The organism is Zhongshania antarctica (assembly GCF_014202945.1).
GTDB classification, from domain to species: Bacteria; Pseudomonadota; Gammaproteobacteria; order Pseudomonadales; family Spongiibacteraceae; genus Spongiibacter; species Spongiibacter antarcticus.
The window spans coordinates 16235-39099 of sequence record NZ_JACHHW010000010.1; the positions used below are offsets into that span (position 1 = coordinate 16235).

Here is a 22865-nt window from a genome sequence, read left to right on the forward strand (position 1 = left end):
CCTTTAGTGGTCGTGTGAAGCGCCAGATTTTTCGATATCGGCCTTGATGATGAAGCTGTTGTCGGTAACGTATTCAGTTCCCGGCTTTAGCCCACCTAAGACCTCAACCCATTCGCCAGCCTCGCGACCGAGCTCTAGCATGCGCACTTCGTATTGATCGCCCACTTTGGCGTAGACCACGGTGAAATCCCGGAAGCTTTGCAGTGCCTTCCGCTTTACCGCAAGCGGCACTTCATAGCGAGCCACTTCGACATCGCCGCGAATAAAGCTCCCCGCTGGCAGCGCAAGATTGCTGGCATCAACACTAACCCTGATGTCTGCAGATTGATCGGCATTCAGCAGCGGAGAAATCCACTGCACCTCGCCTTCACCAATGACGTCCATCGTATCGTTGCGCAACTGCACGCTGTTGTTTAGCGCAATTCGACGCCGGTCGTCAGGGTAGGCTTTGAGTAAAACCACTTGGCGGGAACGATCAACAATACTCACCAGCGCGCGACCAGCAGTCGCTTCGCCGATATTGACCGGCAGGGCCGCAATTTCACCGGCAATATCGGCGCGCAACACATAGGATTTCAGGCTTTCGTTACTCTCGATACTCATCAACGGAGTGCCCGCTTTCACCTGCTGACCTAAGCTAACGTGAATGGCTTTAATCACACCGTCGAAACGGGCACTTAACTGCGTTAAAGCATTGGTATCGGCTACCAGTCGACCGAAGAGCGGCAGCTGCTCGACGAGCACTTGTGAACGCGCAGTACCAGTGGTGATACCCATGGCGTCAGCAACATCGTCATTAATCCGAGTTCGCCCTTCAAAATTATCGTACTGCCACTCATAGCGCTTATCGCCGTAAGCCGCATTAAGCGTAACGAGAAAAGAATGTGGCTCGACTATTTCCATATCACCGCGCAAAAAATCGTCTTGCGGCCTGAAATTGATTTGATCGTCGCCATCACCGAGGCGCCCCAAAGTAACGCTCACCTTGACGTTTTCTGGCGGCAATGCCTCGCCACCTTGACTTGCCCAGACACGAAACTCAGGCGGTACGCCGGTCTCGAAGATTGCCAATTCAATCGCGAAATCACCCTCGCGCAACATACGCCCTCGGTGCGGGCCTTTTTCAGGTTCAATTTCCTGGACTTCGGCGCCAACGGCGAGTGCAGCGCTACTTAAGCTCATTAATAGCGAGACAAGCATACTGACGATTAACGATCGTTTTACTGAATTACTCATGGATTTACCTCATCGTTGCCCAACAGTGGCAAACCGGTTAGACGTTCAATTTCGACGCGTGTGAGCTGTGCTTTAAACTGGCTATCTAATAAATGACTGCGTGTCGCGAGCAATTCCTGCTGCACCCCGCGCCAATCTTGGTAGCTGTACCGGCCAAGCTGGTAGGCGTTACGGGCTTCTTTCTGGGCTTGTTCAAGCGTTGGAATAATTTGCTCACGCAGTGCGCCAACCACATGCTGCGCGTGCTGAAACTCTTGAAGCAAAACATACAAGCGCGCTTCCAGCGCTAATTGCACTGCGTCAACATCAGCACGATAAGCATCACGCTCCGCAGCTAAAGCGGCTATACGTCCGCTATTACGCTGTTCCCCCCCTAAGGGCACGGTAAAGCCAGCCACTAAGGCGTAGTCGTCGGTATTTTCAAAACGCCTTACACCGGTTGAGAACTGCCACCTGGACTGGGCTTCCGTTTTCGCTAAAGCGATTTCGGATTGCGCCACTCGCTCTTGGCTGAGTAGTTTCCGTACACGCGGATGACTGCTTAGATGCTGCGCCAGATCCTCGTAATTCAATCTATCCGTGGCTATTGCAAGCGAGCCGGAAGCAGTTTCAAAATCGGGTTCGCGGGCATTCCACTGGGTCGCCAACATCCGCTTAGCGCCGCGAATTTCATGATCTAAATCTTCCAAGGCGATATCTGCCCGCGCCAGCTCAGCCTCGGCCCGAAGTTTGTCAGCGAGCAGCGATTTGCCTGCATCCATGCGTTTTGACAGTTCTTTTACAACTGATTCCGCTTGCGCTCTTGCGGCTGTAGCGAGCTCTTTACGCTGCTGATATACGACTACGGTGAGAAATTTCCGGGCGGTCTCGGCGGCCACATCCAGAGTCTTTATCGCTTGCTCATCGCTAATCACCTGTTTTTGCACGTCAGCGCTACGTCCGCGTTGCTCCAGTAAGTCGCCCTCTAAAATCCAACTAATACTGAGCGTCGACTGAAGGCTGTCGGCGCCACTGTAATCGCCGGATCCAAAGCCATCCTCAACACTTAAGCCAAGCTGGGGGCGATTGCCGACCCGTGCCTGCTGCGCCATTCCATCGGCAGCAGCGCGACGGTAGTTAAAGGCTTGGAGCTCTGGGTGTTTAGCAAAGCTTCGTTGGATGGCCTCGTTTAATGTTAAGGATTTCTCGGCCACAGAGGCCGTCGACATAGTCAGCAATAACGGAATTAGAATAAGCGTTTTATGCCAAAAAAACCGATTCACAATCGGTTTTTTTGGCATTCGAAACGGACTAAAAGCATGCATAAATAAGCCTCAATGACTAAAAATTGCTTCAATCGCATGATGATAACTGTCTACGCTCAAAAGGCAGGAAGCCAAAAGTACGCACAGAAATACAACAAACAAGGATAAGGGGAAACCGCGGCCTGGTTCAGACCTCAGCTGATAATGAACGCGCGCTTCAATTTCAGACGCATAGAAATGACAAGACAAGGGACTGGGAAATTGCTGTTGATTTCGCGACAAACGGCATAGTTTTATCACGGTACTAGCAACTGTGGTGCCACCCGATCCGCCTCCAGCCGCATAATCATCTGCAGCCAGCTCCAGGCATAAAGAAAATTCGCGGCGTAACCGGTGGCTAATGACTGGCAGATAAAACGCGGCAAGAAAGGAAAAAGACCACTTCCGTAAAGGGTCAAGCCGCAGCTGGTGGGCGAGTTCATGGCGAGAAACGATGTCATTTTCAGCCGCAGATAATTGTGCCTGCAAGGCAGGACTGATGAAAACTTTAGGCCGGAAAAGACCAGCGGTGAACGCATAAATCACCGTAGAGCCCAAACTACTATTTTTAGTAAAACCATCAAGGCTAAGCAGCGCACCAAGGGCAGACCGATGCTTAAGCAATTGGTGAGTATGACGAACTATCGCTAGGAAAAACGTCGCGGCAAATAGAAGTACCAGCACGCTATGCCAGCTATAAAAGTTGAAAACATTAATATGGTGCCAATGGGTAAGCGCCAAGAACCACGAGGGCATAGCAACGGCAGAATCGGGCATCAGCACAACGCTTGTAACGCTTAGAGCAACAAGCCAAGGGATCAAAACAAATGACCACAACACCCATTGGCGAGCGCCTGCGGATAGTTTGACTCGCCACCGCTCAGTAGTTCGAAAAACTAAAGAAAGAATTAGGGCGCAATAGAAAAACACCGATGCGGCAATAAACACGCTATTTAGGGTAATTGCATAGCCGCCGACAAGCATTCTTATTTCCCCGATTTATCGCTGGCGCGGCGCTGATCAATAAGCGATTCCAATGCCTGCAATTGCGTTTCGGTCATTTCTGCTGATAGTGAACTAAACGCAGCCAGTAGCGTGTCTTCACTATCAGTGTAGTCGGCAGCGACCTCGCGCACCAACCGAGCCAGAAAAGTATCTTTGCCCATAGCTGCGCGATAAATAAAGGCATGACCTGACTTATTGCGAAACAAAAGCTTCTTTTTATATAAGCGATCAAGGGTACTTTGGATCGTGTTCAACGTCCTTACTGTATCATCCGCTAGCTCGCGATGTACCCGCTTGGCGTCTGCTTCATCAGTATCCCAAAAATACTGAAGAACTGACTTTTCCAAATTTCCCAATTGCATGCCACATTCGACCTAGAGTTGCATAAGACTGCCATAGTGCCTGCGATAAAACCGATCGTCAATCGGTTTTATCGCAGGCACTGCAATGGAGACGACGGGTTAACAGGGCAAATAGACGCGGAAACGCTTGAATATGGCTGGTTAAAACAATAAATCCCCCGCTATACATAACATGGATAAATTCAAGCCTGGCCGACCAATTTTCACAGATGACGAGCGCACTGAATTTAGTTTGGACGATTGGCCGTATCAATTTGTCCGCTTGAAATGACAATAAATGAAACGCTGCATTTTTCCTATGGGCGTCTGGTGCAATTCCTCTTCGTGGCCCAATAATTCAAACTGCGCGCCTAATTCGGCGTGTAAGGTGCTTGGCGAATAACGACGCACAGGCAGGCCGCTGCATTGTTCAGGGCCATCTTCGGAAAAAGTCGCAATGATCACGTGCCCACCTAATTTCACGCTATCTAAAACTGCCTCGACATAGCGGCGCCTATCCGCGCCCTCTATCAGAAAGTGGAATACCGCACGGTCATGCCATAAGTCGATACCCTGAGCCGGAAGGAGGTAGTGAAAGATATTTCGTTCAATCCATTGTACTTTTTTTGAAGCTTCTCCTAGTCGTTTTTTGGCCGCGTTAAGTGCCGCCCCAGATAGATCCATAACAGTTACATTAGTAAAATTATTTTCCAGCAATGAATCTACAAGTGTCGAAGCACCGCCGCCGACATCGATTATTTGTGCCGTTTTATCAAGATTGATTTGCTGAATAATGTGCAGAGAATAGGAAGCGTGGGCCTGAAACCAACTTACCGAGTTCGTTGACATTGTTGTGTATACCGCCTCCCAATGCGCTTTAGTGTTCATAAAGGCCCCCTCATCGAATTTTAAAAACTCTTTTGGCGCACTACCTTCAAGTAAATACCCATCCGTACAACTATATCTCGCGCTTACCAATATTCACTTAGTTAAACGTTTTTGAAACCGCCAGAGTTATTTCGTTGCGCTGGTAGCTATAAGCATCAAAGTTGGAGTCGTTATTCCAATGCGTCGCTTCAAGCCTTGTCGACCAGCCGCGACTGAGCTGATAGCGAACGCCGACTTGAGTACTCCAGCGCTTATCGTCCCTTTCCGCCTCTAAAGCGCCCGCGCGAATTTCTTGCTCGTCATAGCGACTTATACGGTAATCACCCGAAAACTCGGCAGTTAGGTTTGTAACCAGAGGTAAGCTAGCGTGCAGAGAAAACGTATGTTGCAGCGGTGACGCACTAAAGCGCTCACTTATCGCACCAGTACTATCGGTGGTAATTAATTGATTGCGATCATTAAGATTCAACTCATAGCCAACACGCCAACGCAGCGACGCGAAAGTGTCGTTGTAGCGCATGCGCAGTTGCATTCGCTCGCCTGATAAATAGTCATAGCCGTTGCCATCGTCGCCGTTGACCGTTTCCAGCGCGATACGGGTATCAATATACGCGGACGGCAACGAATATTGTGCATTTAACGCAGCGTTGATGCTGTTCTGAATGGTATCGCCACCAATGTCGAGTTGGCTTGCCGTTAATTGATAGTCTAGGCGCCATGCGCGCAGCAACTGTATATACCCTACACCAATACCCAGATTGGTGGCGTCTTCATCATTCACGTCAGCGTAGCGTCGAATATAGCCAGTGCCACTGATGTAGCCACCTTGCTTCGCATCGCCGCCAAAATGATACCGGCCGTACAAGAGCGTACCTAAGAAATTGTCGCCATCACGCTCCACCGCGAGGTTACTCGTTTCATCGACCAGCTGTGGATTGCTGTCGTTACCAACAAGAGCTTCTAAATAAACGATGTACGGGACGATGGCGCTGTCGCGCAAACCCAGCTTACGTTCTGCAAGTCGCCGCAGTGTTTCCGTCGTGGCAATATTCCGTGACTTTTCAAACCACTTTGCAGCATCGGCTTGATTCCCACGCTTTTCTTCGACGAGGCCCATATTGTAATAACTCAGCGAGGCCAACTTTTCTGAACGGCTAGCCTCTCCAAATGCGGTGAGGGCTGCTGAATAACGACCTTGCTTGAAATAGGCCACGCCAAGATTATGGTAGAGTGCGGCGGAGGTTTTACCGGCTTTTTTAGCTTGTAGGAAGCGCTCTACTGCTTGGGCGTAGTCCCCGGCTTTAGACGAGACCACACCCTGTTTAAATGCATCATTCGCTGTGGTCGAGGCGAATACAGAATGAGGCGACATTGCCGCGATGGCGATGGCCAACGCTGCGAAATACTTCGGTGAGGTCAACGGCATAGTACATCCTCAATCACTTATTATAATAAAAACACCGCGACCGAGATTGCGGTGTTTCGCTACACAAGTGTAGCGTGAAATTTCTTAGTAGCATCGCTATTATACGCTAGCGATTATTCTGTGGGCTTGGCACGTTTATATCTGGGCGATTACTTTGGCCACCACCATTTTCTCTGGCATCTTGTGAACGCTGGGCACCCTGCTGGCTGCCTTGCTGGCGCGCTTGATTGGAGTTTTCCATGCCATTACCCGAATTGTCACGGGCTTGTTCAGCCGCCTGGATAGGCAATGATATTTCATTAATAAAGCTGTCTTCTGAGAAGGCTTCATTTTCAATAATGGTTAATGTAACGTCCAATTCCTCGGCTGCATATGAGGGCAGAGCAACGAGATAAAGAAAAGTTGGCAATAGTAATAGGCGCATTTTCATAATCGAAATCCTCTAAAAGAAAAGTGGCGCGCAATGCGCACCACGCTTCTATATCTTAACGTTCAGGGCGACCACCGGGACGATTAGTTGCGGCTTCTGGAGCCTCTGGACGGTTAGTTGCCGCTTCTGGTGCATCGGGACGTCCGCCATTATTGCGGGCTTGTTCTGCACGCTCACGACCAAAATCAGCGCCACGCTGGCGGGCTTGATTCGCAGTTTCCATGCCTTTTGCAGAGCTCAAGCGACCTTGCTCAGATGCTGAGGCAGGTAGGGCGAGCATCCGCTCTTCGGAAGCCATTTCTTCGTCTTCGACTGCTTCCATGGTGCCGTCATCTTCTACTTCTACAACGGTATTGTCATCAGTAGACTCTACCACCGTGCTGTCGTCAGCTGTTGTTTCAACTGGATCAGTAGTTGATTCCTCTTGAGCATAGGAAATAAGGGGCAAGGCAGTAAGTCCAAGAGCAAGTGCAAATATAGTCAGTGTGTTTTTCATATTAATTACCTCTAACATTATGGCGCTTAGGCCGTAAACCCACGGGTGGCGCGCAAAGTCGCACCTGCAGGGTATGAGTGCGTATCGGCCTGAATGCCAATGCGCATGATTTGATGTTTACCGCTGTGTTCGATACGAAGTACTAACTCAGTGTTCAAATTGTCTTTGTTGGCGATAAGCGGAAGCGTTAGCCGGTTGTCGCCTTTTTGTAGTGATGCAGTCCAACGTAGCTCGCGCTGATCAGGGTAGCCCGCTAATTGCACTCCGTCGGGGAGCTCCAATGTCAAAACCGCATCGTTCATCGTCGATAAACTGGAAAGCGCGAACGTGACATCTTTGGCTTCAGCAAACGTTAGCGATACCCACTGCTGCTTAACTCCGTCATCATCACTAAAAGGCGCATTGCTTGAGCGGTCCAGAAATAGCGCCCCGGTAATGGCCAAACACAGCAGTGATGCGGCTATGCCGAACTGCAGAGCACCGCTGCGCTTTTTGATGGGTGCCCCTAATAAAATTGGTAATGCCTCAGGCATTTTTGGCGCCGACAATTGGCTTAGCGCCGCGATAATGCGCTGCGCACGTTTTGCCTCAGCCTGACATCTTGCGCAGCTATCTAAATGATCCTCGAACGCTTTTAGCTGCACTGCGGATAATTCTCCGTCCAGCCAGTTGTCGAGTTGATTGTCGCAAATATCGCAGTTCATAATTTGTCCTCTTACCCTTTACACGACTGAGGTGCTTAAAAGGTTGCATCAACCAGAAAAAAACGAAGTGATTTTCTCGCGCGGTGAAGTCGTGACTTCAATGTGCCGAGTGGCTCCTGCAGAATATTTTCCAGTTCAGTCAATGACATACCCTCAACATCATGCAAAATCACAAGGTCTCTTTGGTTCACGGGAAGTGATTCCAGCGCAGTTTGCAATTGTTGTTGGAGTTGCTCATTTTGCGCCTGGTCGGCGGGGCCCGCAGCGCTATCCACTAGTTGGTCAGTAAAATCTGTGTCGTCAGCGCTGGTGATGGTTGAAAACGTCACCGGCTGCAACTTGGTACGGCGATAACCGTCGACAAAAAGGTTGTAGAGCGAACGTTTTAACCATGTTTGCGGGGAATCGAGCTTGTCCAGCTGATTAGGCTTGCTTAAAAATTTCGCTGCGAGTTCTTGAATTAAGTCTTCGCTGTCCGCTTGATTACCGGACAGACGGAAAGCCATCCGGTAAAGATCGGGTAAGTGGCTATTCAAGATGTCGTCTGCGGATGATCTCGACTTGCGCCGCCAAGACAGAATATTTGCCATAAAAGCAGTAAACCCAGTTGTTATGATTGCGCCGATTAAGCTTACTTGACTGTTTTGCGCTAGCTTATATCACTATCACGAATGAGATAGGCAAAAGGTTGCATCAAATTTAACGAAAATCGCTTATGGGCTGGCTGGCTTTCCATCCCGGCTATTGCGCCGCCATCATCCGCCCCGCGCTAGACAAAAGCTTGGAAGATGCTAACAGAGGCGGTGGTACAAAAACCGGGGGCTAGCGTCACGTCGCTTAGGATATCAATGGTATACGCTAAAGTGCCAAGCCTCAGCCTCAGTACACCCGAGGGCAAACACACGGTATGTCTTGCAAAAAAGGAAGCAATTAGCAAGGATTACACTATCTAAAAAATACATTACCCAGAGCGACTAATTAGGCCCTAGGTTTGCGAATTGAATAGCGTAATTTTCCATAATTGTTTTCCTTATTGCAAGACATACCTGGTGGGCACTTTGCTCAATAAAATCCGATTTTGATACGGCAATCCGTTGGCACACAAGAAATAGATTCCTCACTTCGGTGAGGTTTTTTGTGCAGCGTTAATCATCAGGTTTAAATTCCTACTTTGAGTTGTGGATATTATTTATCCAAAGAACAGTAGCTATTGATACTCGCGCTTCCCTATTACTTTGTCCCTCTGATCAAAGCTCGGGCCTATGGGTTAAAAAATCAACGTGTTAATAGGAAAGGCTCTACGACTCAAAAGCCTTGACGACTTGGGCACAGCGACTGACCGCTAATGTGACGCAAGAGCCAGACACCTTAGCGGTCAGGCTGTATTTCTTTAACCGGTAAAAAGCGGACGGCCAAACACACACAATCCAATAAAGGTCGTAGGTTTTCATAGAGGCGATCATAATACTTCTAGCCAGGTGACCAAATTCACTATGCCACTACACCATGCTTGGAAGCACCTGGAGTACTAATAAACAGATTCCGATTGCGCTTCTTCTTAGCGACAAATATTTAAGTAAAGTAGATGTATGTACTGTGGGTCGGCGGTTCAGCTAATACGCTTGAACGGTGCTAGCATTTGTGAAATATAAGCTACGGGATAATCCGGCGCGGTTCCGATGCCCAGATCTTCTGAACGGATAACTCTCTCCTTGTCATAGTACGCAGTGCCTAAGAGATGATCCGTTAATGTTGTGAATAGACCGAAGTTGACATCGCCTTCTTTTGCCGTATTCAGGTGGTGGAAGCGATGAACTTGATTGATAGCTAGAACAGATCTGAGCGGCCCTGCGAAATAGGCAACATTGGAATGTTGCAGTAACAACTGGATAACCACCGCAACAACCAGCAGCAGTAAGACTTCTTGTGGAGCGCCCATCAAGAGTAGCGGGGCAGTACCTGCAAGGGTTTCAATAGTTTGATGCAAGGGGTGTTTCATCAGACCGTTAAACCCATACATACGTTTCACGCTATGATGTACTGCATGTAGCTGCCACAGCGCGCTGTACCTATGACTGGCGTAATGTGCCAGTGTAATACCTATATCGGCTATGATCACCGCCAACAACACTTGCAACCACAGCGGTGCGTAGGAGGGCCAAATTGAATTAAATGGGATAAAACTAGCAATGATTGGGACACTTAATACGCCGACAATACTCAGTGATTCATTGACTAAAGCATGAATAACATCACGCCCCGAGTCTGCTTGAGGCTTGTTGAATTCGGGACTAAATGGCATCCATTGTTCAATTAAGAACGACACAGCGATGAGTAAGCCAACCCATGCAACCAAGGCTAATTTCGAATAATCTTGTTCTGCCATATAAATAGCAAAGCCATTTCCTACGATCAGAAAGAAAGGCAAGTAAAGGACTTTGACAAACATTTCCAATGTGCTTTTCATATGCAAAAGTTCCCAGAGCTACAGAGTGCTTAGTTTGTCATTTTTAAATGGCGGCGCATTGAACGAAAAAGCTATTTCTGTAGCAGAAGTTGCTTAATAGTTGTAGCGCTTACGCCAAATGCCTGCGTAACAGCTCGGCAGAAGTGGGCCTGATCAGAAAAGCCAGATAAAAATGCTGCATCGGTAAGGGGCATCTGCCGCGATAGTTCAAATCCGACCAGTAGTTTAAGCCACTTTCTGTAACTGCGTAATGGCATGCCTGTTTGCTCTGTAAACCAATGAGAGAATCTGCTGGGTGAGAGATGTAGCAAACTCGATAAGGTTTTCTGCGTAGTATTGTTGCCGCTACTAATATCATCTTTAAGTGCTGCCAAAATGATATTCAATCGCTCGTCTGGAGTGTCACTGAATTGACAGCGACATTGTTTGTCGAAGCTAATCAACGCTCCCTGGAGGTTCTTTGCTTTAGCAAAGCGCATTACATACGCGGATGAAATTTCTTCATTCAGTACGGATATAGACCATTCCTCTACGGCTATCTGCGGTAGCAGTGTTTTACAAAAATCATGTGTTGGGTCAATATAGATGCATAATACATGTGCGGTTTCTAGTTGATGAATGGTACCCGCAGGTATCCATAGCCCGCGTTCGAAATATCGTGTTTTGTCAGATCGAAGCGCTATTGGTTCTTCTAGACCAATAGCGATTTGATGAGCCCAATGCCGGTGAGGTTTGTTGTCGCCCGAGGCGCCAAGAAATACCCCCATGCCTGCAGTTATGGCCACCGACCCTAACCAAGGCTGTGATGAAATTTGATTTTCATGCATTTTTTCGAGTCCTCAGTGCCTATCGTTGCCCCAATATTTCGCTTCGGTATCTTTAATATAATCGTTGAGGGGCGGCGTAAATTGCTAAATTTATATAACCGCTAGCATCCGCCTTCAGCAGAATAATTCTAATGGATCAGCAAACCTTAATGTTTGAACTCCACCCCAATTCAATTACAGTGGCCGACTGTAAATTGAAATTCACGCAGCTTCCATTGTAATACGATATTTCGGAGGGTAACTTGCTGCGAACTTATAATAATGTCGAGTAGCCTTAACTACCCGGCCAGCGTTAAACAGTAATTTTATTGGGATTCGATAGTCGCCCCACCTCTTTTAGAAGTTTGCTTCCAGATCACGAACAACGCAGGAAAAACCACTAAGACCATAATGAGCGAGGTCGCAACCCCGCCCACCATCGGCGCGGCGACCCATTTCATTAGATCAGCGCTACTGCCATTGCTGAGCATGATCGGCACTAAGCCCATGAGCAATGCGAGCCCGGTCATTAATTTGGGACGTAGCCGCTTGGCTACACCGTCGACTACTGCCTCAGTCCACCCGAGGGCAAACACACTGTATGTCTTGCAAAAAGGGAATCAATTGCGCAGGATTACGCTATCGCACACATACATTATCAAGAGACTAATTAGTCGCTCTGGGTATTTTTGTTTGCGCTGATATTGGCTATTTTTGCCGTTAGCCGCACGCCAGTAACTTTTTGATTTTTATCATAGTATTCTGTCTAACGGTATATCAGTGGATTCTCTATCGGTACAGCCTCCGGAAAAGCACGCAGACTGGGGGACGAGGCTTCACCTCTAACGATACTTCGGGATCCGCAATTCTCACTAGAGAGCGACACTTTGTCACTAGTGATGATCCCGAAGGCCGCTAATTAGCGGCCTTTTTACTTTTCAACAATCAATATGAGCAAGGGGTTCAGCTGATCGGCTTTCAGTCACAATGATGCCCAGCTTGCTAGAGAACGAGCCAATCAGCTAGTAAAAACGGCAGGAAAAATAAATAAGAAATCGGCACGCCAAAGAGAATGCTTTTGGCAAAGGTGATACTGGCCTGCGGATCTTTGTGTTCTAGGTACGAAAACAGCAGAGCTAAAATAGAAACTAATGGTAGCGCAACAATAAAACCCGCCAACACTATTTTTTATCCGATAACCACGACGGATAGCCAATAACCAACGCGGCGAGAAATATCTTTGCGACAAAGATATAGCCTGCTATAGACTCACCGTTAATTTACGCCGTCAAACTTACCACTGGTATTCACATCATAAACTTCGCCCTCAGCGGACATCAGGATATAGAGTGCGCTCTCTTCATTCGGATTTACAACTTTGATGATACGATAGCCATCGCCACTCTCAAAAATTGTCGCAGCCTCATTACTGATACTTGCCCAGCTCGCAGGTACTTTGCCAAAGCCAAGTTGGGGGTCGATATTGGCAAAACCCTGAACAATTTGCGTTGCGATAACCAACGCTTTTTGTTCGGTAACTGGCACATGACCACTGCCATGCGCCAGTAGATTTGAGCTTATAAACAAGCTTGCAAGTAAACACAGGGTAACTCGGTATTTCATTTTTTCACCTTTATTTAGTGGCTGTGGTAAGCACCATCGCCGTGTTCATGTGGGCCGTCTTCCTGCGGTGAAGGTTGAGGCGTAATTATGCGCCGCGGATAGTGATCGAGGACATTTGATTTCGCTTCCATCACCATATCTTCATGGATATGGGCGTGATCATCGCTATTAATCGGGAAGTCATCAGCAAACACGGTGTGCTGGTAGCCGTGTAGCTGATGTAGAAAAAGCAGCCCGCCAATAATGATTAGCAATGTATTGGCCATAACACTAAAGCGCTTGAAAGAGGCAGTTTTACGCCACCCGACTAACAGCACCAACATTACGGTGAGTGCCACGATCTGCCCGACTTCGACACCGACGTTGAAAGCCAGTATTTTCATAACGATACTGCCCTCGCCCATGGGCAGCTGTTGCAGCCGCGTAGACAAGCCAAAACCGTGAATCAAACCAAAGCCAAACACCATATACATCACGTTTGGCGAGTTCACACCAAAATAGCGTTTAAAACCGTCTAGGTTCTCGAAGCCCTTGTAGCAGACGGTCAGCGCGATAACGGCATCAATCAGGAAGTAATTTGCCTGCACGAAATAAAGCGTGGCAAAGACCAGCGTAATCGAGTGACCCACAGTGAACGCCGTAATGAATTTTACAATATCGCTAAAGCGGCTGAGAAAGAAGATAACACCAAATAGGAACAGCAAGTGATCATAGCCCGTAAGCATATGACCGGCACCTAACAATATGTAATCTGGTAGGCCAGCCTCAATTGCGCGCTGTTTATCTGCCTCAGACATACCGTGGGCGAGCACATTCACGCTAGTGAACATAATCGTCGCCAATGCAGCAATCAAGGCGTAAAACCGCGCTGTAAACAGCGTTTTCTTCACATTATGCTCCTTTATTGTTGATTTGCACTTAATACTGATCCAGGATTTTGGACCTTAAAATGACTTTCTCGGAGTAGCACTTTTGCGATCTAATTAAATACTTACAGGTAGGTAACAGGATCAAGCTATCTTGCGAATTTAAGTCTTAAATGGCGCAAAATTAAATACTATTCAACAGGCATGCAAACTACCGTATTCTATATGAAATAAGAACTACTACGAGTAATCGATGAAAACGCGTGATGTCTTTTCGTGGTCTATCTTTCCGGTGACGGTCGCCGTCGTGCTGCTGGGTGGGGTTTGGGCAATCGATGCCGGCCATGCTCCAAGCCTAGTCGCTGGTATCGGAACATTTGTAAGCGTGGCACTGGTGGTAACATTAGAGCGCATACTGCCTTACCGCAAAGAATGGAATCAATCCCAAGGTGACCAGCGCGCAGACTTGCTGTACCTGCCTAGCTATTTCGGCATTAACGCGCTGGTACAACCCGTCGTTGCCGCTGGCATTGTGTTGGGTGGTGCCTGGTTGTCGAATGCGCTAGGCATGGGTCTATGGCCCTCGGAGTGGCCACTGCTCGCTCAGTTTCTATTGGCCTGCATAGTTGTGGAGTTTTTCGATTACTGGCCTCACCGCTGGCTACACGAAGTACCTTTCCTATGGCGCTTCCACGCCATTCACCACAACCCCAAAAGGTTGTACTGGCTGAATGCAACGCGAGCGCATTTTGGTGAAGTCGTGTTTCGCGGCATCTTTAACGCCGTTCCGCTGGCACTGGCAGGGGCAAGCGCAGAAGTATTAGCATTGGTGGGACTGGCGAACTCACTACTGGGCCTATTCCAGCATGCGAACATCAATTTTAAAATGGGCCCTTTGACTTGGATCTTCAGCGTAGGCGAAATGCATCGCTGGCATCATTCACTGAAAATATCTGAGGCGAATCATAATTACGGCAGTAACTTCCTGTTTTGGGATGTGGTGTTTGGCACCCGATTCCGTGATGCAGAAAAATCTGGTCCGGAACAGCTAGGAATAGAAGATGACACTATCCCCGCCAGCTGGCGGGCGCAGCTGTGGGTGCCGTTCAAAGGGCATAAAAATGATTAATGAAGGGGGCCTGTTGATTTGTACTTAATGCGGGCCCAGTTTTACACTTTTAAAATGAATTAGATGTCCGGAGAATCTCTCTTGCAAGATCCATTTAAAGTACTGGTTAGAATTCGCTATTCCGACTGCGATGCCCAAGGTGTTATGTTTAATGCTCGCTACGGGGAATATGTCGACGTCGCGGTGACTGAATTTTATCGACAGGTCTTCGGTGGTTATCAGGCAATACTGGATATGGGTATTGATAGCCAGGTAGTGTCCTTATTAATCGAGTGGAAATCTCCCTGCACCTTCGACGACGTGGTCGCAATTAGCATTGACGACATCACCTTGGGGAAAACATCGTATACGATTCAATTGCGGTTTAGCGATGTTGAAACGCAACGAGAAATCGCCAGCGCAAAAATCGTATACGTTATGGTGACGGCGAATGAGTATCAGAAAATCGATATGCCTGATGATTTTCGCGCGGCGTTGACTCAACCCCAGCCTTGCACCGTCAATTTAGCAGGCGTCTAGCCTGTTAGCTATACGGTCTTTTTAAAATAAAAAGCAAGTAGGCGGCATCGCGTTAGTTCAAAATAATTTTAATAAAAAATAATAGGCCCTAATATGCGCTTTGTACTATCTACGTCGTTTAGCAGCGTCACTGACTTAAAGAAAATAGCGATCTCAGCAGATGAATGCGGCTGGGAGGCAATGTCATTTTCAGATCATGTGGTAAATCCAGAACAACTGAACACACCCTACCCCTACACCGAAGATGGCGAGCGTCGCTGGCAGTCCTTCACCGACTGGCCCGACCCATGGGTAATGATTGGCGCCTTAGCCAGTATCACTACTCGCTTAAAATTCACCAATAATATATTTGTACTGCCAATGCGGAATCCGTTTTTGGTCGCCAAGGCAATAAGCACTGCCGCCATCATTTCTGACAACCGAGTCATTCCCGCAATCGGCGTTGGCTGGTCAAAAGATGAGTTTGAACTGCTACAGCAAGACTTTCACACACGGGGCAAGCGGGCCGATGAGATGATCGAGATCATGCGCCTGCTGTGGACTGGAAAGTTTGTTGAATATAACGGCCAGCACTATCAATTTCCGCCACTTGAAATGAATCCAGCCCCCAGCGCCTATATCCCAATATGGGTAGGCGGTATTAGCGAGGCCGCTATGCGCCGCGCGGCAAGAGTCGGCGATGGTTGGGTAAGCGACCTGCAAACCAGCGAAGATATCTTAGCGAGCATTGCTAAGATACAGGTATACCGAAGAGAATATGGACGCGACAAACGGCCTTTTTCAGTAATGGCGACGCCTTCAGACGCCTTCACACCTGACGCCTATAAACGCTTAGAAGAAGGTGGCGTAAGCCATATCTTAACCCAACCCTGGCACTTCTATCACGGCGATACCCAGGACGTAGCCAAGAAGATTGACGGCGTAAAACGTTACGCCGACGATTATATTGCCGCGCTCTATCGCTAAGGACGCGAAGCCCAATTCTCGCCAGACGCTATAATGCTATATGGTGCCGGGGGCTGGCCTTACCATGTACCATGCTCCTCGATCACAAACGACTGCTCCGGCCAAAGATAAAACGGTGTGATACCAGCGTTTGCGTCGCGCTCAAAACGAGGCCCCTAACCGCTTGCGCAGCTCATCAAAATGACGCGCCAGATCTGCTTAGTATCCACCCCCGCCTCCGCTTTTCCTGTCCCGCCATCTACGCCACCGAATACCCACTAAACGTTTATTATTTGTACTATTAGGCATAGGATGGCATGTTACGTTATTCAGTACTCAGACCGTTGACCACAAAGGCGGCTGCACTATCTCGACAATTACAGTATAGGGGGCACAATGAACAATTTGGCGGAAGCTCAACCCATCCAACAGGCATCACGTATTGCACAGGTTTTCGAGACCCAGCGCACAGCGTCACGGCGCGCGCCCTACCCTAGCGTACAGGAACGAATTCAACATATTGATAAACTCGCCGCCCTACTGGAAAAAAATCAAGACGCGATCGCCAGCGCGATTTCGACTGATTTCGGCAACCGCCCCAGCCAAGAATCCAAGGTCTTGGAGATTTTTGGCCTGATCAGTGGCTGCAACTACACTCGAAAGCGCCTGAAAAAATGGATGAAGCCCCAGAAGCGCCACGTCGGGCTTGCCTTCTTCGGCGCAAAAAACACCGTCATCCCTCAGCCCAAGGGCGTTATTGGTATTGTTACCCCGTGGAATTACCCGCTGTTCCTCGCCCTGAGCCCGGCAATTAGCGCGCTGGCGGCAGGTAATCGCTGTATTATTAAAATGGCATCTAACTCGCAAACCTTGGCGAGACTGATGGAAAAATTAATCAGCGAAGAGTTTGACGATAGTGTGCTCGCCGTTGTCGCGGGGGTTTCGGCCCACGAGTTTACCCATCTCCCGTGGGATCACCTAGTTTTCACCGGTTCAGCGGCCACCGCGAAAACCGTTATGGAAACCGCCGCTAAATACCTGACGCCGGTCACCCTCGAGCTAGGTGGCAAATCGCCCACCATCGTTGCCGACGACTTTGATATTAAAGTCGCTGCCGACCGCCTACTATTTGGTAAATTTTTGAATGCCGGGCAAACCTGCGTAGCACCAGATTACGTGTTTATTCCCCGCAACAAAGTTGACGCCTTTATTGATGCGGCGAAAACCGTGGTTAAACAACGCTACCCTAATCTGAGCAGCGCCGACTACACATCGATTATTGACGAAAAAGCCTATCAGCGACTGAATAAAACACTGGAAGATGCCACTAGCAAAGGTGCCCGTGCCGTCAACCTAATGGATCAAACCACCAACGACGACGCATCGCGAAAGTTAGCGCCTCACCTCGTGTGCGATGTAAACGCCGACATGTTGATTATGCAGGACGAGATTTTTGGCCCGCTGCTGCCCATTAAACCCTATGACAATATCGAAGACGTTATTGCCTATATAAACGCCAACGAACGGCCATTAGCACTTTATTTATACAGCAACAAAAAGGCGGTTCAAGAGCAGGTCATTTACAACACCCTGTCCGGCGGCATGTGCATCAATGACAGCGTGGTGCACGTAGCACAGCACGACATGCCCTTTGGTGGCGTTGGCAACAGTGGCATGGGGCACTACCACGGCCACGAGGGCTTTATTGAGTTTTCAAAAATGCGGCCGATCTTTAAACAGGGACCAATGAGTGCGCTGCTCATGATGGCACCACCGTACGGTGCCACCTTCGACAAAATGTATAAGCTGATGTTGAAATTTAAACTCTAATTACACTATCTTTGGGCGCCCCAAGCAGTTGCGAGGGGCGCCAACACCACAAGGAATTTATATGACAATTACCTTAGACATCATTCCGATTATTTCTATTGCCGCCGGCGTAGCGATTTTGGTCAAGCCGCGCCTGCTAAACTATATTGTTGCTGGCTATTTAATTGCTATTGGCTTAATCGACCTGTTAAACCTGCATATTTAAATAGTGGCATTTGGGGCGGAGTAAAACCTCAGCACAAAGAGCTACTGTACTTTCGCCCACCAAAATTGTAAAAAACCAAGCACAAGCCATCACGAATGAACATTACCGACACTTACGATTTTCGCTGAAATTGTCGACCGCCCAAACGCAACTAAACCCGCACCAAACACGTACATAGTTAGCCCGTATACCATCGACGGAATCGCCATTTCCTGCGAGCCAAGAATAGTGGTTGCGACTAGAATGCCGATAGTGCTATTTTTTATGCCAAGCTCCACCGCAATGGCCAATTGGTCCGGCTTTGCCACGCCAACAATACGCGCAATGCCTAAGCCTGCGCCAATCCCCAAGATGTTAAGCAATATGCAAGCAGGGCCCGCTTGAATCAGTAGTCCTAGAAGCTGATCACGCAAACCGTAAGAGATAATGACGATTAAACTCAGCAGCACCACAGCGCCAAAGGCATTAAATTTCTTCTCTGAACGGACCGCAAAAATTGGCGCCCTTGCTCGAATAAGCATACCTATACCCGTCGGCAGTAAAACGATCACCACCAGCATGACAATAGTATCGACAACCGGCATGGTGACATTGGCAGACCGACCAAGCTGCCAACTCAATGCCTGATTCACTAATAGCGGCAAAGTCATAATCGTCGCGATACTGGCAACGGCAGTAACTACAATAGAGAGCGCCACATTGCCTCTGGCTAAATAGGTAATAACATTCGATGTTGCGCCACCGGGACAGGCCGCAAGTATCACCAGACCAACGGCAATAGCGGGAGATAAGCCCAAGGCCCACGCCACCAAAAAGCCAAGTGCCGGTAAAACCAGCAACTGCCCGACGCTACCCGCTATCGCGGCCCGAGGATGATGTGCCTCTTTTACAAAATCTTTAACGGTTAAGCCGAGCCCCATACCAATCATGATGATAAAAAGAGAAACGGGTAAACCAATATCGATAAACACACTTTGCGCCATCGTTTTTCTTCCTTATTGTTGTAATAAAATACGCTAGGCCAGCAGTTTAGGCTTAAACATGCCATTTATCTGTTACAAAGATGACAGTTTTTCCTAATTCATCGACTTATTTAAACTCCAGACAACTTGTGTGGTGCGCCTCAGCGATGGCATTTAATTAGCTCGTCTCAGTCACCCAGCGCTGCACATCGAGCCACAAATGCTCTGCAAGATCGGCGTCATCGGCTTCGGCACTCGCCGCGCTAAGCTGCCGATCACAATAATAGCCCCCCGAGCTTAATATCGCCTTGTCAGCGGTAGCGCAGTGAATTTGAGTTTGCGCGCCCTGGCTTGCCGTTTTCAAAAACAGCTTTTCGATGGGCGCTAGAGCGCTGCGCACCTTTTCAATAATACCAGTGCCTGCAAGGCCTTTGCCGGCCACATTGGTGTATACCGCGCCGGGATGCAGGCAGTAGCTGCTAATGCCGTGTTGTGCGAAGTGTGCGTCTATGCTGCGCGTTAAATGCACCAGCCCCAGTTTGGATTGCCCGTAAGCATTCCAGGAGTTATAGGGCCGCTGCGGCGTAAAAAACTCAGTATTAAGACCTTTGCTATGCAGCTGCGAAACCACGGTCACTACGCGGCTATCGCCAGAAATTGCCGCCGACGTTTTGAGAAGCGGCAGTAGACGGTATGTGAGATGCGCGGTGCCCAAATAATTAACCCGCCACTGAATTTCAAAGCCATCAGCGCTGCGCTGCGGCGACGTCCACCTCGACATCAGATCGAGATGAATACCCGCATTATTAATGAGTACATCTAAAGGTAAGGCCTTGGCTTCGTAAGCTCGCAGGAAACCTTCGACCGAGCTGAACTGCGACAAATCCAAATCAAAAGCGTGAATATTTTGATGGAAGCGAGCAGCCAATTGCTCGCGCAACGCTGCCGCAATTGCCTCGCTATTATTGCGCACCGTTATCGAAACCACCGCGCCCTGCGCGAGTAACTGCAAGGCCGTGGCAAACCCTAAGGAACCCAAGGCGCACCCTGTCACAATAAAATGACGACACTCTAGGTCGGTAGGCTCAGCCATATTAATGCCGCCGATAATGCCCTGAATTCTACTTAACAAGCCACTCATAATATTTCCCGGTCATACCCCGCCTGAATTGACCAAGCCGTTCGCGAAGCACTTAGGGCCGCTGACTCAAGAGGCGTGTTCAGCTTACACAAAGATCTATAGGGTACCACCGATATTCTTACTTCAGTTTAATCGACTAGCAGTAATCAAATATTCAATATCGGACTTAGGACTAGTTTTAATTTTTCGATTGCAACACTGCCAGTCTACTACGCGGTTTAAATTTCATTCCATCCACTAGATGGACGACACTGGACGTGACCTTATCGCTAATTATCACTATAAAACTTAATCTACCCAGCCACGCAAGTGTTGTTAACGTTCCGGCGAAAGTTTCATATGACGGTAAAGCGATAAAACCAACCGCCCTAATGTGCCACCATAAAGACCAGCTGTAGCCCCAAGAAAACCGAATACCAATTCATTTTGGCGACGATCATTAAAATCAATATTAGTAGCCGTGCTGACCATCAATGATCGCTTGATAAAACGTTTTATCTAAAATCTCGTAAGCATTAGCGCGAGGCGTCAAGACGTAAACCACGTCGTCAAATTCATTAATGTTATAGGACTGCTTACGCAAATTCGCCTTGAATAACTTAAATGTCACGGTCGTCTCCGCGGCCGGCTGTATTCGCACAAAGACAGGCCGTGCAAAGGCTGGCATTTCACTCACCACAAAACGAGAAAATTCCTCAGAGTCGAACTCCACCCCTGGCTTAAGGGTAATTGCCGCCATTCCCGCACGCCCCTCGACACCCGGAATCTGCACCCCATACACATTGGCGATGTCAACCTGCGCATTACTATTCAGCGTTTCCCCCACTTCATTGGTGGACACATTCTCAGAGCGCCAACGAAAGGTGTCACCCAATCTATCGACGAATTCATAATGCGCAAGACCTACCGAAAAACCCACATCAATTTGTTTAATGACATCCCCGGTATTAAACCAACGATCGTTCTCTTTTCTAACTCCAGACAGTATTTTACTATTAGAGGCTTTTTTATCGTTATAGCCATCGAACTTAAAACGATTGTCAATTTTCATTAGAAGCACACCAGGCTCCCCTTTTTTTACTTCGACTAACTTCCCCTTCTTATCGCGAATCATTTCATCCGCATCAAAGTCATACTGAATTAGCAAAATATCGGCCGACGTCGTACCAATTGTTTTTTCCTTGTTGAGCAAATTAATAAAAATAGCGTTGCCTTCGCTCGAACCGTACATTTCACTGATTCGCGGTATTTTGAAGCGTTTGCGAAACACGTCCCACACATCGGGGCGCAAACCATTACCCACCATGGTTTGAATAGGGTTGTTAAGCTCGTCGGGGGATGTTTTTTGCATCGCTAAATACCGGCACAGCTCACCGACATATACGAACAAGGTAGTTTGATGCTCCTGAACCTCTGACCAAAATTGACTGGCGGAGAAGCGTCGCCGTAAAAATATCGATGCCCCAGAATACAGACTGGTACCGACCCCTGGGCCTAAGCCAGTAAAGTGGTAGAGCGGCAAACAAAGATAAATCCGATCCGTCTGCTTGGCACGAAACGCAATGCGAGAATAGGGTTCTGCCGCCGACAGGTAACGACGATGTAAAATTAGCGCGGCCTTGGGCAGGCCAGTTGTACCTGAAGTGAGGATATAGCAGGCCTTTTCACCAGCACGAATATCGAGTGTTTCAGGCAAGTTGTCTGCGGGCATTTGATCCAAGGTGGCCATCACATCCACTGCCCATACCGGTGCTTTGGATTGATGATCCGCCTCGCCCACGCCAGGACTCAGCCCCTCATCCCTAACCCAGATAAAATCATTATCACTTAGCGGAAGCTCATCTTTAACTTCGGCAATACTCTCTATGAGCTCTTCGCCGACGATACACTTTATGGAATTGGTTATATTAATACAGTGAATCAGTGCACGACCCTTCAAGCTGGTATTTATCAAGCCTGTAGCGGCACCCAGTTTAGCCAGTGCGATGAAGCAGGCCAGCATTTCAATGCGGTTATCCATCAAAAGACCAACGCAGTCGCCCCGTTTCACACCGCGTCCTTTTAAGGCATGCGCAAAACGATTCACTAGATCATTAAACTCTCCCCAGCTTAATTCTCGGCCTTCAAAAATAATAGCGGGCTTCGTTTCATAGCGTTTTGCTGTTTCTTGAAAAAGGCGACCTAAAGATTTTTTATCATCGTCTTTTGGTGGTCTAAACGTCAGGGCCGGCAGTACCGAAACAAAGTCTCGCATTACTCTAGAAAACTCGTTCATAGTTCAATATCTCTTGTTTTTATTTAGTCGCTTAACATCGTCTCTTATAAAGACAGCAGCCTTGGCGAAATTAACCCTCTGTTATTGTAATAGAGCAAAGGCCGTCTCATTTAAGCTGATGATCTCATGACGGCTCAGAGATCGATAGTGCATTGAGACCGAGGGCCCACACTCACCATTTATACTAAGCATTTTCGTTCAACGTTAAATTGTAAACATCAACGCTGGTTTTCCGACCTGCCAGATAGTGACTAATTGCAGTTTTGTCGACATCAACGCACCTAGCTA

Annotated in this window: 24 protein-coding genes; 5 read left to right on the forward strand and 19 right to left on the reverse strand. The window is 48.2% G+C overall.

The annotated features are described in order from the left end of the window. Nucleotides 1-3: 3 nt before the first annotated feature. The 16 genes from HNQ57_RS15500 to HNQ57_RS15575 all read right to left on the reverse strand — a co-directional run bounded on the left by HNQ57_RS15500 (nucleotide 4) and on the right by HNQ57_RS15575 (nucleotide 13595). Nucleotides 4-1236, reverse strand: coding sequence for an efflux RND transporter periplasmic adaptor subunit (locus tag HNQ57_RS15500; protein WP_184464506.1), 1233 nt, complete (start codon nucleotides 1234-1236; stop codon nucleotides 4-6). Next, nucleotides 1233-2498: a TolC family protein gene (locus tag HNQ57_RS15505; RefSeq protein WP_193024039.1), complete on the reverse strand. Its 1266-nt coding sequence runs from the start codon at nucleotides 2496-2498 to the stop codon at nucleotides 1233-1235. The genes HNQ57_RS15500 and HNQ57_RS15505 overlap by 4 nt, the downstream gene beginning before the upstream one ends. Before the next feature lie 51 nt (nucleotides 2499-2549). Next, the gene (locus tag HNQ57_RS15510; RefSeq protein WP_221301755.1) at nucleotides 2550-3296 is read right to left on the reverse strand and encodes a M56 family metallopeptidase; all 747 of its coding nucleotides are present in this window, start codon (nucleotides 3294-3296) and stop codon (nucleotides 2550-2552) included. 209 nt (nucleotides 3297-3505) lie between these two features. Beyond that, on the reverse strand, nucleotides 3506-3886 hold the full coding sequence (locus tag HNQ57_RS15515; protein WP_184464512.1) for a BlaI/MecI/CopY family transcriptional regulator: 381 nt from the start codon (nucleotides 3884-3886) through the stop codon (nucleotides 3506-3508). A 249-nt stretch (nucleotides 3887-4135) separates the two neighbouring features. Further along, nucleotides 4136-4753 (reverse strand): class I SAM-dependent methyltransferase, encoded by a 618-nt coding sequence (locus HNQ57_RS15520; RefSeq protein WP_184464514.1) that lies wholly within the window; start codon nucleotides 4751-4753, stop codon nucleotides 4136-4138. A 97-nt stretch (nucleotides 4754-4850) separates the two neighbouring features. Next, nucleotides 4851-6179 (reverse strand): surface lipoprotein assembly modifier, encoded by a 1329-nt coding sequence (locus HNQ57_RS15525; protein WP_184464515.1) that lies wholly within the window; start codon nucleotides 6177-6179, stop codon nucleotides 4851-4853. A 106-nt stretch (nucleotides 6180-6285) separates the two neighbouring features. Next, the gene (locus HNQ57_RS15530; RefSeq protein WP_184464517.1) at nucleotides 6286-6609 is read right to left on the reverse strand and encodes a hypothetical protein; all 324 of its coding nucleotides are present in this window, start codon (nucleotides 6607-6609) and stop codon (nucleotides 6286-6288) included. Nucleotides 6610-6664: 55 nt separating this feature from the next. Next, nucleotides 6665-7105, reverse strand: coding sequence for a hypothetical protein (locus tag HNQ57_RS15535; protein WP_184464519.1), 441 nt, complete (start codon nucleotides 7103-7105; stop codon nucleotides 6665-6667). Nucleotides 7106-7131: 26 nt separating this feature from the next. After that, a complete protein-coding gene (locus tag HNQ57_RS15540; protein ID WP_184464521.1) occupies nucleotides 7132-7809 on the reverse strand; it encodes an anti-sigma factor family protein in 678 nt (225 codons plus the stop codon). Nucleotides 7810-7844: 35 nt separating this feature from the next. Next, nucleotides 7845-8399 carry an RNA polymerase sigma factor gene (locus HNQ57_RS15545; RefSeq protein ID WP_184464523.1) on the reverse strand — a complete coding sequence of 185 codons (555 nt, stop codon included), beginning with the start codon at nucleotides 8397-8399 and terminating at the stop codon, nucleotides 7845-7847. Nucleotides 8400-9418: 1019 nt separating this feature from the next. Continuing rightward, nucleotides 9419-10276, reverse strand: a complete 858-nt coding sequence (locus HNQ57_RS15550) for a sterol desaturase family protein (RefSeq protein WP_184464525.1) — start codon at nucleotides 10274-10276, stop codon at nucleotides 9419-9421. Nucleotides 10277-10347: 71 nt separating this feature from the next. Next, nucleotides 10348-11103 (reverse strand): AraC family transcriptional regulator, encoded by a 756-nt coding sequence (locus tag HNQ57_RS15555; protein ID WP_184464527.1) that lies wholly within the window; start codon nucleotides 11101-11103, stop codon nucleotides 10348-10350. 305 nt (nucleotides 11104-11408) lie between these two features. Then, nucleotides 11409-11678 (reverse strand): efflux RND transporter permease subunit, encoded by a 270-nt coding sequence (locus HNQ57_RS15560; protein ID WP_226968197.1) that lies wholly within the window; start codon nucleotides 11676-11678, stop codon nucleotides 11409-11411. Between the two features lie 406 nt (nucleotides 11679-12084). After that, nucleotides 12085-12264 carry a hypothetical protein gene (locus HNQ57_RS15565; RefSeq protein WP_221301756.1) on the reverse strand — a complete coding sequence of 60 codons (180 nt, stop codon included), beginning with the start codon at nucleotides 12262-12264 and terminating at the stop codon, nucleotides 12085-12087. Nucleotides 12265-12357: 93 nt separating this feature from the next. Next, a complete protein-coding gene (locus tag HNQ57_RS15570) occupies nucleotides 12358-12705 on the reverse strand; it encodes a DUF6488 family protein (RefSeq protein ID WP_184464529.1) in 348 nt (115 codons plus the stop codon). A 14-nt stretch (nucleotides 12706-12719) separates the two neighbouring features. Further along, nucleotides 12720-13595 carry a HupE/UreJ family protein gene (locus HNQ57_RS15575; protein ID WP_226968198.1) on the reverse strand — a complete coding sequence of 292 codons (876 nt, stop codon included), beginning with the start codon at nucleotides 13593-13595 and terminating at the stop codon, nucleotides 12720-12722. A gap of 229 nt (nucleotides 13596-13824) precedes the next feature. Here HNQ57_RS15575 and HNQ57_RS15580 point away from each other — a divergent pair, with 229 nt between their 5' ends. From HNQ57_RS15580 to HNQ57_RS15600, 5 genes are all read left to right on the forward strand, one after another. Further along, nucleotides 13825-14700, forward strand: coding sequence for a sterol desaturase family protein (locus HNQ57_RS15580; protein WP_184464531.1), 876 nt, complete (start codon nucleotides 13825-13827; stop codon nucleotides 14698-14700). 81 nt (nucleotides 14701-14781) lie between these two features. After that, on the forward strand, nucleotides 14782-15219 hold the full coding sequence (locus HNQ57_RS15585) for an acyl-CoA thioesterase (RefSeq protein ID WP_226968199.1): 438 nt from the start codon (nucleotides 14782-14784) through the stop codon (nucleotides 15217-15219). Between the two features lie 93 nt (nucleotides 15220-15312). Next, complete coding sequence (locus HNQ57_RS15590; protein ID WP_184464534.1) at nucleotides 15313-16185, forward strand: TIGR03619 family F420-dependent LLM class oxidoreductase; 873 nt, start codon at nucleotides 15313-15315, stop codon at nucleotides 16183-16185. Nucleotides 16186-16560: 375 nt separating this feature from the next. Continuing rightward, nucleotides 16561-17994: a coniferyl aldehyde dehydrogenase gene (locus tag HNQ57_RS15595; protein WP_184464536.1), complete on the forward strand. Its 1434-nt coding sequence runs from the start codon at nucleotides 16561-16563 to the stop codon at nucleotides 17992-17994. Nucleotides 17995-18055: 61 nt separating this feature from the next. Then, nucleotides 18056-18199, forward strand: a complete 144-nt coding sequence (locus HNQ57_RS15600; RefSeq protein WP_184464539.1) for a DUF3096 domain-containing protein — start codon at nucleotides 18056-18058, stop codon at nucleotides 18197-18199. Between the two features lie 89 nt (nucleotides 18200-18288). On the opposite strand, the gene HNQ57_RS15605 is transcribed toward HNQ57_RS15600, so the two are convergent. The 3 genes from HNQ57_RS15605 to HNQ57_RS15615 form a co-directional block, all read right to left on the reverse strand. Further along, nucleotides 18289-19182, reverse strand: a complete 894-nt coding sequence (locus HNQ57_RS15605; protein ID WP_184464541.1) for a bile acid:sodium symporter family protein — start codon at nucleotides 19180-19182, stop codon at nucleotides 18289-18291. Nucleotides 19183-19339: 157 nt separating this feature from the next. Then, entirely contained in the window at nucleotides 19340-20302 is a 963-nt protein-coding gene (locus HNQ57_RS15610) for an SDR family NAD(P)-dependent oxidoreductase (RefSeq protein ID WP_184464543.1), read from the reverse strand. A 451-nt stretch (nucleotides 20303-20753) separates the two neighbouring features. After that, nucleotides 20754-22577, reverse strand: coding sequence for a long-chain-acyl-CoA synthetase (locus HNQ57_RS15615; protein WP_184464545.1), 1824 nt, complete (start codon nucleotides 22575-22577; stop codon nucleotides 20754-20756). Nucleotides 22578-22865: the final 288 nt, after the last annotated feature.